The 14640-nt window shown below is 61.2% G+C and carries 11 protein-coding genes; 5 read left to right on the top strand and 6 right to left on the bottom strand.

Annotated features, from left to right (window positions below; genetic code table 11):
- Nucleotides 1–87: 87 nt before the first annotated feature.
- The 3 genes from MOP44_RS10965 to MOP44_RS10955 form a co-directional block, all read right to left on the bottom strand.
- Nucleotides 88–2214 (bottom strand): FG-GAP-like repeat-containing protein, encoded by a 2127-nt coding sequence (locus tag MOP44_RS10965; RefSeq protein WP_260796076.1) that lies wholly within the window; start codon nucleotides 2212–2214, stop codon nucleotides 88–90.
- Nucleotides 2215–2439: 225 nt separating this feature from the next.
- On the bottom strand, nucleotides 2440–3942 hold the full coding sequence (locus MOP44_RS10960) for a GGDEF domain-containing protein (RefSeq protein WP_260796075.1): 1503 nt from the start codon (nucleotides 3940–3942) through the stop codon (nucleotides 2440–2442).
- A 54-nt stretch (nucleotides 3943–3996) separates the two neighbouring features.
- The gene (locus tag MOP44_RS10955) at nucleotides 3997–4569 is read right to left on the bottom strand and encodes an HIT family protein (protein ID WP_260796074.1); all 573 of its coding nucleotides are present in this window, start codon (nucleotides 4567–4569) and stop codon (nucleotides 3997–3999) included.
- 534 nt (nucleotides 4570–5103) lie between these two features.
- Here MOP44_RS10955 and MOP44_RS10950 point away from each other — a divergent pair.
- Entirely contained in the window at nucleotides 5104–7089 is a 1986-nt protein-coding gene (locus tag MOP44_RS10950) for a 30S ribosomal protein S1 (protein WP_260796073.1), read from the top strand.
- A 190-nt stretch (nucleotides 7090–7279) separates the two neighbouring features.
- Entirely contained in the window at nucleotides 7280–8401 is a 1122-nt protein-coding gene (locus tag MOP44_RS10945; protein WP_260796072.1) for a TIGR03118 family protein, read from the top strand.
- A 275-nt stretch (nucleotides 8402–8676) separates the two neighbouring features.
- On the opposite strand, the gene MOP44_RS10940 is transcribed toward MOP44_RS10945, so the two are convergent.
- Nucleotides 8677–9783, bottom strand: coding sequence for a hypothetical protein (locus MOP44_RS10940; protein WP_260796071.1), 1107 nt, complete (start codon nucleotides 9781–9783; stop codon nucleotides 8677–8679).
- Between the two features lie 111 nt (nucleotides 9784–9894).
- A complete protein-coding gene (locus MOP44_RS10935; RefSeq protein WP_260796070.1) occupies nucleotides 9895–10803 on the bottom strand; it encodes an SDR family NAD(P)-dependent oxidoreductase in 909 nt (302 codons plus the stop codon).
- A 293-nt stretch (nucleotides 10804–11096) separates the two neighbouring features.
- Here MOP44_RS10935 and MOP44_RS10930 point away from each other — a divergent pair, with 293 nt between their 5' ends.
- The 3 genes from MOP44_RS10930 to MOP44_RS10920 all read left to right on the top strand — a co-directional run bounded on the left by MOP44_RS10930 (nucleotide 11097) and on the right by MOP44_RS10920 (nucleotide 13383).
- Nucleotides 11097–11513 (top strand): hypothetical protein, encoded by a 417-nt coding sequence (locus tag MOP44_RS10930; RefSeq protein WP_260796069.1) that lies wholly within the window; start codon nucleotides 11097–11099, stop codon nucleotides 11511–11513.
- Between the two features lie 188 nt (nucleotides 11514–11701).
- Nucleotides 11702–12850, top strand: a complete 1149-nt coding sequence (locus MOP44_RS10925; RefSeq protein WP_260796068.1) for a TIGR03118 family protein — start codon at nucleotides 11702–11704, stop codon at nucleotides 12848–12850.
- 110 nt (nucleotides 12851–12960) lie between these two features.
- Nucleotides 12961–13383 (top strand): hypothetical protein, encoded by a 423-nt coding sequence (locus tag MOP44_RS10920; RefSeq protein ID WP_260796067.1) that lies wholly within the window; start codon nucleotides 12961–12963, stop codon nucleotides 13381–13383.
- On the opposite strand, the gene MOP44_RS10915 is transcribed toward MOP44_RS10920, so the two are convergent.
- Entirely contained in the window at nucleotides 13380–14597 is a 1218-nt protein-coding gene (locus MOP44_RS10915) for an MFS transporter (RefSeq protein WP_260796066.1), read from the bottom strand. The genes MOP44_RS10920 and MOP44_RS10915 overlap by 4 nt on opposite strands.
- Nucleotides 14598–14640: the final 43 nt, after the last annotated feature.

Genomic DNA, 14640 nt, shown 5'->3' with positions numbered 1-14640 from the left:
CGGACGGAGCGCAATGCGGGACTCGCCTGCTTCCCAAAAAGCAAATGGCTCGGAGAACCCGGGCCATCTGCTCACTTTCAGCCGCCTCTACGGAACCGTTGCGTACACCGTCGTCTCCCACTTCGTACCCGCCGTGTTCACCGCGTACACATCAAAGCGGTGGTTCTTCCCCGACGGCACAGGAATCGAGGCATTCAGGCTCAGGCTGGTGGTCTCCGTGTACTTCTTCACTCCATCCACCCACACCTCCATCCGCGCTAGCGTGCCGGTAATGTGCGCCGTCGCCTGCACCTGCACCGGAGAGCTCACCGTGCTTCCGGAAATCGGCGTGCAAATGTGCACATCGTATCCCGGATCCGCAGGACACGATCCGCCGCTCACGGTGGCATAGGAGGTTGACTCGTACTTCGCGCCTGCCGTGTTCACCGCGTAGACATCGAAGCGGTGATATCCGGCGCTCAGGGAAAGCATCGTCGAGAGCTGCGTGCTTGTGGTCTCGGTGTATTCCTTCATACCGTCTACCCACACCTCCATCCGTGCCAGCGTGCCCGGCAGGTCGGCACTGGCCAGCACCTGCGTGGGCGAGGTGACCGTGCTCCCGTTCGCCGGAGTGCAAATGCGCACACCGGCACTCGATGGCGGCGCGCACCCAGTGCCCGTTCCCGATACCGTGATGCTGAAGCTCTTCTTCTGCAGCGTGTTGTCCCAGCCCGTGCCGTAGATCGTCACGTTATGGGTACCGCTCGACAGCGACAGCGACTCGTTCAGGTACGAGTAATGCGAGAACGAGTGCATCAGCTGCTCGAATTGCTTCTGGCCGTCCACCCACACTGCTGCCGTACGCATCGGCGTCGGCCCCGCGGCCGCTATCGAGAAATAAACCGGCGAAGTGGAACTGCTCCCCGTCGGCTGGCACATGGTGATTCCCTCCGCCATTGCTGCGGTATTACAAGGCGGGAAGTAAACCCCGCTGCTCGTATTGCTCAACAGCTCCGTCGAGGTCGGGCCGGCGTTGTTGTTCGATGTAGTCTGCTCCGTCAGCACCAGGTCCGGCTTGCTCGCCTCGGTCGACTTGATCGTCTGCAGATCGCTCCCGGAGTTGTACGAAGTCGAGTAGATGGTCTGTTCAGCACCGAATGTGCCCGAAGAAGATCCTGGCTTGATCACGTAGGTGAACGGCCCCGTAGTCATGCTGGAGCTGCAAGGCGCTTCGGCAAAGGCCAGATCGTTGTAGCCGTTGCCGTCATAGTCTGCGCCTGTCACTGCAACAGGGCAGTTGTTCGTCGGCACAGTCACAAAGCTCAGCGTGCGATTCGCGTTGCCCTCAATCAGCTCGATCTGCGGCAGGTATTTGCTCGTCCCACTGATGCCGTACTGGAAGCGCGATGCCAACAGATCGCTCTTGCCGTCGTCGTTGATATCCACCACGCTGCCGGGGCCGATCATGTCCTCATATCCCTGCGGATCAGTCACCTGGTACGGCGAGCCCAGATTGCCCGCGCCGTCGCCATACCAGACCTGGATGGTCGTCGGGCCATCCGCCGCGAAGGTGTGGGTGATGGCGACGTCGGGCTTGCCGTCCCCATCGAAATCGCCGGTCACCATGCCGAACGAAGTAACGATCACTCCCGAGGTGATCCGCTGCCCCGCCTTGAAGGTCCCGTCCCCATTGCTGATCCACACCTGCAGAATGTCCGGTCCCCCTTGCGTGGTCTCTGCTTCCACAATGTCGGTCTTATTGTCGTGATTCATGTCCGCGGCTACCAGCCACGTCAGCACATCCGTCGTGCCATCGCTGATGATTTTTGCCGCCTGGAACGTGCCATTGCCATTACTCAGGTATGCGACCATCTGCGCGCCCGACGTCCCCTGGGCCACAAAGTCCAGCTTGCCGTCGTTGTTGAAGTCCCCGATGGCGAACTGGCTCGCCGTCACCGGCTGCGGCAGCCGCATCGGCGCGTCATACGTCCCATCGCTATTCGACAGGTACAGTAGCCCGTTCTGCGAGGCGCCGTTCGCCGTATCCGAGGCGACCAGGTCTTCCCGGCCGTCTCCATTGAAATCGCCATGGCCTATCACGCCGCTTATGTCGGAACTGGTATACACCGTGTGCGCTGAAAACGAAGTCTGGGATTGCGCCTCGGCTGTCACCAGCGCAAAACCCGCCGAGAGCACTGCACACAGCAATGCCCTGCGATGAGCAAAAAACAACATAGAATCCGGTCTCCTTGAAGGGAACGAGCACCGGCAGAGCGCACAAAGTTAAGGGAACAGAGAACTTACAGGAGGGCGATTCTAATCCATCGTGTCTATCGGTCTCGCGACCGGAAGGGCCCATTATTGCAGCTACGTAGATGGCCCGAACGGCTGCCGGGTTGCAACGGGAACTAGCTTACGCAACCTGCCACTTGGCCCCGCAGTGCCGCCTGTACACAAGCATCAAACCGTCGTTTCGTCGGGCTCCATAGATTCAGACCGGTTGCGCCCTCCGCTCTTCGCCAGATACAGCGCGCGGTCGGCTGCCTCCACCAGCCGCTGCGCCGCGATCGCCGCCGATCCATCGAATGTCGACACTCCAATGCTGATGGTGACGATTCCCTCCTTCGCGGTCGGGTGATGAAGCCCCAGGTGCCGAATCGCGTCATGCAGTTTCTCGCATGCATGGACCGCCCCCGCGCTGCCCGTCGCCGGCAGGATGGCCGTGAACTCCTCGCCTCCGTAACGCGCCACGATGTCCGTGACACGTGGCAGTGCCCGTCGAAGAGCCTGCGCGATCTGGATCAGGTACTCGTCTCCAACCTGGTGTCCGAGTTCGTCGTTGACCTCCTTGAAGTGGTCCACGTCAATCATGAGCAACGACAGCGGAGTACCCCCACGGCGTGCGGCGGAGAATTCGCGATGGAAAACCTTGTCGAATCCGCGCCGATTGGCAATCCCCGTCAGGCCATCCACCACTGCCAGTCGCTCCAGGAGACGCTTGTCTGCCAAAAGCGTCGCTTCGGCCTCCAGTCCGCGCGTTTGGATCAGCACATTCAATGCTCCGTAGGTCGCGACCGCGAACAGCACAGCACCCAGACCGATATAGAAGTGGGAGCGAATCGCGAACAAGCCCACAGTCACCAGCGCCATGGTCAGAAAGATCGGGCTCCCGCTTCGTATCACCCGGCTCACCCGCGGTGACGAGACCCGCACCGACCGCTCTTTCGATCTCAGCATGAGCGCGCAGAGGATAAGGTAAGGCGCTGAGAGAAACAGATCCAGCCAGACATAGTCGTGCCGGAGAATGATCCGATTGTGAATTGCGGGCAAGAGCGCGTCGATCCAGAGAAAGATCGACAAAACGCGAAAGAATTGAACCTCCTGCGGCTGTTCTGCACCCAGCCAGCGCACCGTGGCGGCAGCCGCGAGAAACAGATCGATCGCGTCGAACAGGTGCATGATCAGAATCGCGTCCGCGGGATTCTGGCTTCCGCTCACAGTGAGGATGGTGAATAGCTGCAGATAGAGAACGGCGCCGATCGCCAAAGAAATCAGCGAATAGGCGATGCGTGCAATCTTGGCTGTGCGCCGGTCGCTCTGCAGCGACACCGCAACGAGCATGGGAACGCTCGACAACATCGAGAAGAAGATCTGAAATCCCGGAACGAAGTTGAATTCAGTCGCGCCGGTAGTCTCCGCCAAAACATCCAGGGTCATGGCAACGGAATGGAGCAGAATCGAGCCGCTGAGGAGCAGCCACAACGCCCTCGCCGGATGTCCGGACTGCTTTGCGGCACGAATCGACACCGCCACGGCGCCCCACTCGGCCAGCACGATGCATACGGTCGAGAGTGCGTCCAGGCGGGACGGAAGGCAGGTTGCGATGATCCCGTGCAAAAGCACGTAAAGCGGCGGGATAGCCCAGATCCAAACCCCCGAGTTCGGTCCCCGTGTACCCTGCAACTTTTCTCCCCCGCCTCCTGCCTGGCCTACTCCCCAGTTAGGCGATGTACTCGCTCACCCCTGCAGCGCCGCAAACCCCTCCCGCACCCGCCGCCACGTAACCTCCAGATCCTCCGGCACCACCCGCGTCTCGCTCACCGTCGTCATGAAGTTCGTATCCCCCACCCAGCGCGGCATGGCATGCAGATGCAGGTGACCTGCTACCCCCGCCCCGGCCGCCTCGCCGAGATTTAACCCAAAATTAAATCCCTGAGGCCGATACACCGCGTCCAGCACCCGCTCCGTCTTCTGCGCCAGATCCATCATTTCGTGGGCCGCGTCCGGCGGCACCTTGGCCAGCCGGTCCAGATGCGCATAGGGCATAACCATCACGTGCCCTGAGATATACGGATAAGCATTCAGGCTTACAAAGCAGTTGCTGCCCCGCACCACAATCCCGCCCGCAGCCTCCGCATCTTCGCGGCTCATCCCGTGCTCAACGGCAAAATCCACGGCAGCAATCAAGTTGCAGAAGACGCAGTTCAGGTCGCCCGGCCAAGCATCCAGCGCCGCGGGCACGCCGCGGCGCGCCCGCCGGTCCGCCCCGGTTATGTAGGTGAATCGCCACGGAGTCCACAGTATTTCCATCTTTTCCCGCCCGTCCGCATCAGTATAGGAGGTCCAGTCTCAAGCCTGAATCGCACTTTCGTCCGCCGGCGAGAACAAACCCGTTACGCCGTGAGAGAGCACGACTTCAGGCGAGCCGGTGCGAGGGCCTGGGCGATCCGGCTTCAGCCGCCGGGGGATGTCTTCGACAACACAGAACACCCCCCAAAAGCTGGATAAACGCCGCGGCAACGTTCTGCGCGGTGTCTTGGATTTGCCTTCCGCTTCGTTGACCATGAATCTGAAGGTTGATACACTTGAAAGCGTAGCTTCCTGCGCGGATTCCAGCAGTGAGCTGCGGCCGCCCTCCAGCCTGCAGTTGCCTGCCGGGTGTTTCCCAAAGGTGACGAATAGATTAGCAACCGGCCAAACCGGTTCCGTCGTCGTCCCTGAGAGAACTCCGCATGTACACGCAGATTCGAAGGGAGTCAGGCCTAACGGTCCCTTCGCACCCGCTGCGCAGAGGCCCCGGCAACCGCAAGATAATCCGGCCCATGGAGTCCTGGAGCAGCAGTGATGGCAGACGTCCTCAATCCCGAAACCGAGAGCACAACCCTGAACACCGAATTGGAAATGCCCACCCTTGAACAGCCTGCGACGGAGCAAGAACAGCCGTTGCACGAATCCACGTCCAACCCCGAGACCGCTGAAGTCAACACTCCCGCGCTGGACGCCGATGCCACAACCGAACCTGTAGCCGCTACAGAGCCCCAAACGGCTCCCGAAGCTGCAGCAGAAGTTCCGGCCCCAGTCGCCACCCCGGTACAAGCCGAGCCCGCAAAGCCCGCTGAAACCGAGCACATGGAGTCGATGGAAGACTTCTCCGCCGCCCTCGAAGCCTTCGAGCGCGAGCAGGCCGCGGAAGCCGCCGCCGTTGAAGCGTACGGCGACAAGGTCGTCACCGGAACGGTCATCAAGCAGACCGAGAAGAACCTGGTGGTCGACGTGGGTCTCAAGTCCGAAGGCCTCGTGCCTTTGGAGCAGGTTGTCGATCACACCGGCGCCGTCAAGTTCAATCCCGGCGACGAGATCGAAGTGGTTATCGAGCGCGAGGAGCCCGAAGGCGGCTATCTCGTCAGCTACGAGAAGGCACAGCGCCTGCGGGTGTGGGATTCGATCGAAAAGGCAGCCAACGACAAGACGCCGGTTATCGGCACCATCGTCAGCCGCGTCAAGGGCGGTCTAACCGTCGACATCGGCATGAAGGCGTTCCTGCCCGGCTCGCAGCTCGAGATCCGGCCGGTCCGCAACCTCGACGGCTATCTCGGCCAGCAGATTGAAGTTCGCGTCATCAAGCTGAACAAGAAGCGTGGCAACGTGGTCGTCTCCCGCAAGGAGATCCTTGAGGAAGAGCAGACCTCCAAGCGCAGCCACACCCTTGAGCAGCTCGGCGAGGGCGCCGTGCTCACCGGCACGGTCAAGAACCTCACCGACTACGGCGCGTTCGTTGACCTCGGCGGCATTGACGGCCTGTTGCACATTACCGACATGAGCTGGGGACGTCTCACCCACCCCCGCGACCTGGTCAACGTCGGCGACGAGATCCAGGTCAAGGTGCTCAAGTTCGATAAAGACAAGCAGCGCGTCTCGCTCGGCTTCAAGCAGCTCACCCCTGACCCGTGGCTCGATGCCTCGGAGCGCTATCCCGTGGGTGCGCACGTCAAGGGCCGCGTCCTGTCGGTAACTGACTACGGCGCGTTCGTTGAGCTCGAGCAGGGCATCGAAGGCCTGGTTCACCTCTCTGAGATGACCTGGTCCAAGCGCCTCAAGCACCCCTCCAAGCTGGTCAAGCCCGGCGATGAGGTCGAGACGGTTGTCCTCAGCGTCAACCCCGCTGACCGCCGCATCTCGCTCGGCATGAAGCAGCTTCTCGAAAACCCCTGGGAGCACCTCACCGAGCGTTACCCGGCCGGAACCGTTGTCGAAGGCCGCGTGCGCAACCTCACCGACTTCGGCGCCTTCATCGAAATCGAGGATGGCATCGACGGCCTCGTCCACGTCTCGAACCTGAGCTGGACCAAGCGCGTCAAGCACCCCTCTGAAGTTGTAAAGAAGGGCGAAAAGGTCAAGGCTGTCGTTCTCGGCGTCGAGCCGCAGAACCGCCGCCTCTCGCTGGGTATCAAGCAGCTCCAGCCCGATGTCTGGGAGAGCTTCTTCGCTACCCATCGCGTCGGCGACGTGGTCCACGGCAAGGTTCTCCGCACCGCTCAGTTCGGCGCTTTCGTCGAAATCGCCGAGGGTGTGGAAGGTCTCTGCCACATCTCCGAGGCGGTGTCGGACGACGGCACACCCGCCAAGATGGACCAAGGCGACGAGCACGACTTCAAGATCATCAAGATCAACGTGGAAGAGAAGAAGGTAGGCCTCAGCCTGCGCTCGACGGCTCACGAAGCCAGCCGCGCGACAGTGGAGCACTACAAGGAGAGCACCCACAAGGCTCCCGTCTCCAGCTCGACCACCACTCTCGGCGATCTCATCAACTGGCGCAAGAACGAGCGGTAAACCGCCACTCGTCCTTGACGGACACGGCAAACGGCCACCCCTCGGGGTGGCCGTTCTGTTTTGGTTTGATACCGCCTTGCAACAACGCTGGCCGCCCCGACAAACCAGTGACGACTGCGTGACAAATGCGGGGTGTGCGCCGAGGTAAGTTCAATCCAGCCGGTCCTTCCTCGCCGGCTGGAGGAACTCCTTGCTGACTTTGTCTCTTTGCCCCCGTTTTCTGGCGATTGCGTTCTCCATCGCCGCAACCCTCGGTCTGCCTGCTTTGCCGGCAATGGCCCAACACTACATGCAAGCCAATCTCAGCTCCGACCAGTCTGCCGTCGCCAGCCACATCGACCCGCATTTGCTGAACCCCTGGGGTCTGGCGCGCGGCGGCGGCAGCGCCTGGTTCGTCGCCGATAATGCCAACGGTCTTGTCTCGATCTATGACAGCCTCGGTGCTTCTCAGCCGTTATCCGTGAGCATCCCCGCGGGTGATCCCACCCAAAACCCAACCGGCGCTCCCACAGGCATTGTCTACAATGGCGGCGCGGGCTTTGAAGTTGCCACCGGCAAGCCGGCTCGTTTGGTGTTTGCCACCGAGGACGGCACCGTCTCTGGCTGGAACCCTGACGTCTCCTTGGGAAAGGCGATCCTCAAGGTCAATACCAAAAGCGCATCCGTCTTCAAAGGCCTTGCCCTCGCCACGTTCCCTGGGACTTCCGGCGCCCTGACGACCTATCTCTATGTCGCCGACTTCCGTCAGGCCCAGGTCCAGGTCTACGACCAATCCTTCCATTCCGCCGTCCTTAGAGTCGGCCAATTTCAGGATCCATCGCTCCCCGTGGGGTATGCACCTTTCAACATCCAGAACATCGGCGGCAACCTTTACGTCACCTATGCCCTGCAGGATTCGGTGAAGCACGACGAACTGGCCGGGGCCGGCAACGGCTATGTCAACGTATTCTCCAGCACTGGCCTCCTTCTGCGTCGCCTCCAGCACGGCTCATGGCTGAATGCTCCCTGGGGCCTGGCCATGGCCTCGGGCGATTTCGGTCTCTACAGCCATGACCTCCTCATCGCCCAGTTCGGATCCGGCAATGTCGCAGCCTACGATCCGGTCACCGGCAACTTCAAAGGGCTGCTCAACTCGACCGCAAACACACCCATCACCATCCCAGGACTCTGGGGTCTCTCCTTCGCCAGCGGCACGGTGTCCGGCTCGTCCTTTTCGCTCTATTTCACCGCCGGCCCGGCGCGCGAAACTCACGGGCTCTTTGGCACCATCCGGCCCTATGACCCAGATAACATCTTCGGAAGCTCGAACTGACCCGAACTGGCGCAAGAACGAGCGGGAGCCCGGGTGCTCCATCCTTGCACAGCAAGTGCGGGAGACCACGAACCGCGCCCGTCCTTGACTGACACGGCAAACGGCCACCCCTCGAGGTGGCCGTTCTGCTTCTACTCCAAATTCTCCAACACGATGTTATTCAGAGCGAAGCGAAGAATCTGCGATTGTTTTTCAGGATATTACTGCCGGCGCATCTTGACCTCGATCTTCAGGGTGCGACCTGGCGCGCCGACAGTCGCCGGGGACGGCCCTCCTTACCACACCCACAAATTGTAGTTATCGTAGTAAACAGTGTTATTCACGCCCTGCGCGGGATAGTTATCTATCTGCTGTTCCACATTCAGCGTCCCATTACCCGAGCTAGCTATCTTCTTCGCGTTATAAGACCACCCAAGATTTTGGAACACGGTCGCTCCGTCCCACGTCATCGTCTTGTAGGTGTAGCACGGAACGCTGTTCGGACACCCGATTCCAGTGACGTTATAAGTCACATACAGCTGAAGGTGGTGCCACTGATTCGGCTGCATGGTGCAACTGCGCGATGTGCTGATCCATCCCTGGCCTCCCCCCATATCCCACACCTTCCATGTGCCGGAGCTGCCGCCGCTCATATCGCACGCCACTGACCCGAAATACTCATACCCATTCGTGTCATAGAGATCCGGGTCGAACTCCAATTGCTGAAAGCCGTTCGAGGGGCTCGGCTTCGGATACATCCACTCATCGAGCAACATGTTCTTCACCGCATCGCAGCCAATACCTGGGCATCCCAGGTGGTTGTAATACATCGTGTTGTAATAAATGCCGCTCGAGTCCGAGTACTCCGCCAGCGATCCGCCGGATAGCGACGGTGATTGTCCTGTCCTCAGATCGCTTGTGCCCCCTGATGTTCCCCCTGCGCATGGCTTCCCGTTGCTCTGGATCATATTAGAAGTACACGGTTGCCAGCTGCCAGCCGAGTCGTTCTGAATATTCGCATACTCTTTCGTGCCCTGTGGCGGCGTGGGCATGGGCGAGGCCACCACATTCACGGTCTGCACCACATACGAGCTATTGTTACCGCCATTATCCCAGGCCGTAACCGTCACCTTGTAAGTCCCTGTCGGCACCGATGCGATAGTTACATCCAGATTCCCGCCCAGCCCTGTGCTGCTGGAGTAGTACGAGGTGTTCCCGAAATACACGCGCCACCCCGATATTCCCTGCGGAGAGGTTGCGTGCGCGGAGATAAGCGCCGGAAGTGTGTAGGTCCCTCCATTCACTGGCTCGTTCCCGGTTATCGTCACCTGCGCTACTACGGGCGTGGCTATAACACAGAGTGAAAGCGCACTGACTCGCACTAACTCGTTAAAAGCTGGCATCAGATACTCCTCGGCCGCTCCAGTTGTGAGAAGCAGCAATGGAGCCGCAGATGAGTATCTCTGCCGTGCGGTTGCTTTGTTGTTCGATCCGTAGCTGCCTGTAACTCGCCTTTAATCGGACTCACGCGCGGCTTTCACATTGTTACCGCTAGCTCCCTGACTCACAATCTGCTGAACCATCGCCGCGGGATTCTCCGGATTCTCCAGCGCCAGTATGTTCTTCATCCGCAGCCGCGCCATCTCCAGCCACCTAGAATCCGTCACAATGTAGAACTGCTCCCTGCGGATCGCCTCGAAAACCTGCTCCGCGACCTTCTCCGCCGGAATGGCATTGGCCAGTACGCTCTGAATTGCCGCCCGCCCGGCCTGCATCTCCGGCGAAAGCGGAACGGGATCATTCTTCAGTTCCTCGGGCCTGTTTCGCTCGCAATTGAAGATACTGGTCCGCACCACGCCCGGGCACAGCACCGACACCTTCACCGGCGCCTTCCGCTGCTCAAGCGCCAGGTAGAGACTCTCTGACAGAGCCACCACCGCATGCTTTGAAGCCGAGTAAGGAGCCGAAAACCCTCCCGCGATCAACCCTGCTGCCGACGCGGTATTAACGATGTGGCATTCCGTGTTCTGCGCCAGCATCAGCGGCGTGAACACCTTCACTCCGTGGATCACGCCCCACAGGTCCACCCCCAGCACCCACTCCCAGTCCTTCCAGGTCGCTTCCCATGGCGAGCCACCCGCCGCCACACCCGCATTGTTGAACAGCAGATGCACGCCGCCAAACTCATCGAAGGCCCGCCGCGCCAGCGCCTCCACCTCCTCCCGTTTCGACACATCCGTCTTCACGCACTGCACTGTCCCGCCCATCGCCTTCAATTCTTCGCCGGCCTTACCCAATGCTTCCGCTTCCACATCCGCGAGCACGACCTTCACTCCAACGCTTACGCACCGCTCGGCCATCGCGCGTCCAATGCCGCTTGCCCCGCCTGTCACCACCGCAACCTTCCCAAAAAATTCCTTCATCCCGCCGTCTCCTCGCTTGTCTCAGGGTTTCTGTCCAGCCTCGCGAGAGTAGCGGATCGCCACCAAAAATACAGCCTGTTTTCTCCGCCTCGCCTGCGCTATTCTGAAAGTGGGGAAGGGCGTGGCAACCCTGCCTGTCTCGTCCGAACCCGCCGCCAAACAGCACCGCCTCCTCAGCCGACCCACCACACACAAGCTCGAAAGTTTGGTGTCCACCATCCCCATGCGTGGTGTGTAATAGCTGCAACCCAAGATTCCCCCCAGCATCTTCATTGCATCGGGAGGTCCGCACCATGTCCAGCCACGCAGTCCCCGCGCCCGCGCGCAATCTCGGCCGCAGCATCCTCGCCCTGCTTGCCGGATTCCTCGTCGCCATCGTGCTCTCGCTCGTCACCGACCTCCTGCTGCACCAATTCGGCTTCTATTCCTCCATCGGCCAGCCCACCACCTCATCGCAACTCGCAGTCGCCACCCTCTACCGCTCCTTCTACGGCATTCTCAGCGCCTGGGTCACCGCGCGCCTGGCCCCCTACAATCCGATGGGCCACGCCCTGGTCGGAGGAGCCATCGGCACCCTCATCGCTCTCGCCGGCGCCATCGGCACCTGGAATCTCAACCTCGGCCCTCACTGGTACCCCATCGCGCTCGTCGTCCTGGCTCTCCCCACCGCCTGGATCGGCGGCAAAATCCGCCTTCTGCAACTCCAGTAGAGAAACCCGGTCCAACCTCAAAACACCCCGCCGATTGTCATCTCCGCTTTGCGCTGTGTTGATCCGGTACCGGTGTTCACGCAACTTTCTCCGTCGCTGACAATCCAGTGACACTCTGCTGACAACAGTTGCACTCACCGCGGACTACGGTTTCCCTGACGCTGCTTCCCGCACCGTCAGGAGGAACAATGCCCCTGCACCTTCGCTCCTGCTTCCCCGCCGCGGCTCTCGCGGCCGTGATGCTCGGACCCCTCGCCCTCCCCGCGATGGCCCAACACTACCTCCAGACCAACCTCACCGCCGACCAGTCCGGCATGGCCGCAAACACCGATCCCAACCTGGTCAACCCCTGGGGCCTCTCGCGCTCCTCCGGCAGCCCCTGGTGGATCTCCGACAACGGCACCGGCCTTAGCACTCTCTACAACGCCTCCGGAGTCGCCCAATCCCTCGTCGTCACCATTCCCACTGGCGACCCCAGCGTGAGCCCCACCGGCACCCCGACCGGCACCGTCTTCTCCGGCGGCTCGAACTTCCTGCTCACCAATGGCAAGCCTGCCTTCTTCATGTTCGTAACTGAAGACGGCACCATCTCAGGCTGGAACCCCAGCCTCACTCCCAACACCGCCGCCGTCCTTGAGGTCAACACCAAAAGCGCATCGGTATTTAAAGGTGCAGCACTCGCCACCGTGACCATGGGCTCGAACTCGATGACAATGCTCTACGTTGCCGACTTCCGTAAGGGCCGCATCCAGGTCTTCGACGAGTCATTCCACCACATATCCTGGATTGAAAACGCCTTCGCCGACGAGGAACACAACGGGATGGGCCATGGCGATGACAACCACGCGCACCTGCCTCGCGGCTACGCGCCCTTCAACGTCCAGAACATCGGCGGCGAAATCTACGTCACCTTCGCCAAGCAGGACGCCCAGAAGCACGACGAAGTCGACGGCCCCGGCCTCGGCTATGTTGCCGTCTTCTCCCCCGGGGGCAAATTCCTCCGTCAACTCGAACACGGCTGGTGGCTTAACGGCCCGTGGGCCCTCGCCATGGCGCCTGGCGACTTCGGCCCCTACAGCCATGACCTCCTCGTCGGCCAGTTCGGCTCCGGCAACATCGCCGTCTACGATCCCGTCACCGGCCGCTTCAAAGGCCTGTTGATGGACAAAACCAACAACCCCATCATGATCGATGGACTCTGGAGCCTCTCCTTCGCGGGTGGCGGAAACAACGGCGTGGCAACAACCCTCTACTTCAGCGCCGGTAGCGACGGCGAAGCCCACGGCCTCTTCGGCACCATCACCCCCGTCGAAAACACCGCCGGCAATTCCAACTAACCTAACCCACCCACAATGAGCAAAAGAAAACGGCCATCCTCAGCGATGGCCGTTTCCTTTTGCGCGGCGCCTTACCCGCCTCCCCGCGCTACCATATTCCTCAACCCAATATGGACGAGCTTCTCGGCGCGATCTTCGGATTCCTCTTCGAGCTCCTGGGCGAATTCCTGTTCGAACTGCTCCTCGCCCTCATCGCCGACGGCCTCTCCCGCCTTCTGCGAAAGTTTTTCGTGAGCACGCATCGCGCCGGCCCGCTGCTGACGATCTTCCTTTTCGCCCTGGCCGGTCTCGCTGCTGGCTTCCTCAGCGTCTGGATCTTCCCTCACCCGCTCGTCCATCCATCACGCTTCCACGGCATCAGCCTCATCCTCAGCCCCCTCGCCATGGGTTGCGTCATGGGCTTCCTCGGCCAGGGCATCCGCCGCCGCGGGCGCCGTCCCGTCGCCATCGAAAGCTTCCGCTATGGATTCACCTTCGCCCTCGCTATGGCCATCGTCCGCTTTCTGTTCGTACACCCCATTCCCGTCCACTAGACCCGCATTGACTTTGTAACTTTGCCACTTTGTAACTCTGTCACTCCGTCCCTCCGATGCAGCGCCCACACAATTCCCAAGGCCAGCAGCACACACACCAGCGCAAACAGAAAAGCGCTCGCATAGCCCCACCAGCCAATCACCGCGCCCGCCGCCGGACCCACCAGGAAAAAGGACACATCCGCAAACCCCGTGAACACGCCCAGCGCGGTCCCGCGCGTCTGTTCCGGCACATTCCGCACCGCCTCCACACCCACCGCGGGAAAGACCAGCGAGAACCCAAAACCCGTAATCGCCGCCGCTACCAGCGCCATCCACGGTCCGCGCGCCTGCCACAGCAAAGCCACGCCCACCGACTCCACCGACAGGCACACAATCGCTACCGGAAACCCGCCCCACCGGCCAATCGCGTGGATGAACAGCAGGCGCGCCACAATAAACGCAGCGCCAAACGTAGTCAGGCACAGCGCCGCCCCGCCCCAATGCCGGCTCACATAGAACAGCGTTACAAACGTCGCCAGCACGCTGTATCCTAGCCCGCCCAGCGCCAGCGCAATCCCATGCGGAGCTACCCGCCCCAGCACGCTCCGGAACGGTAGATGCTCCCCATGCACCACCGGGACCGGCTTCTTGCCCATGGCCATAAATAGGCTCACCGCCAGCACCGCAAGCGTGACAAACCCAATCGCGCTCAGCCCGAGATGATTCTCCAGCAGCACGCCCAGCGGAGCCCCCACCGCCATTGCGCCATACGTGCAGATGCCGTTATACGAAATGACCTTGGCCGTGTGCTCCTGGCCCACCGCCATAATGCCCCACAGCGTCGCGCCCGTCGACCCCAGGCTCTCGCCCACTCCCAGCGCCAGGCGGCTCAGCAACAGGGCGATCATGCTGATCCACGGCAGGTGATCAAGCAGCGCCGCCAGCAGCAGAAACGCTCCTGAAGCCGCGCACATGCTCAGCCCCCAGATCACGCTCACCTTCGCGCCCGATCGGTCCGATATCCTCCCCGCCCACGGCCGACTCAAAAACGTCGCAATGTACTGGATGCTGATCACGAGGCCGGCCAGCGCCGCGCTGAATCCCAGCCGGAAATGCACATACGTCGGCAGAATCGCCAGCGGCAACCCGATCGCCAGGTACACCACAAAGGTGAAATACACGTAGCCGATGATGCGCCGCGAACTCAGTCGCTCCGATGCAGTCGTACTCATGGTCTGTGTTGGATGAAGAGAATCTCCGGCAGGCAACGGCGAA

The organism is Occallatibacter riparius, from assembly GCF_025264625.1.
GTDB classification, from domain to species: Bacteria; Acidobacteriota; Terriglobia; order Terriglobales; family Acidobacteriaceae; genus Telmatobacter; species Telmatobacter riparius.
Note: the sequence above shows the minus strand (reverse complement) of the source record. Positions and strands in the feature narration are given on the sequence as shown.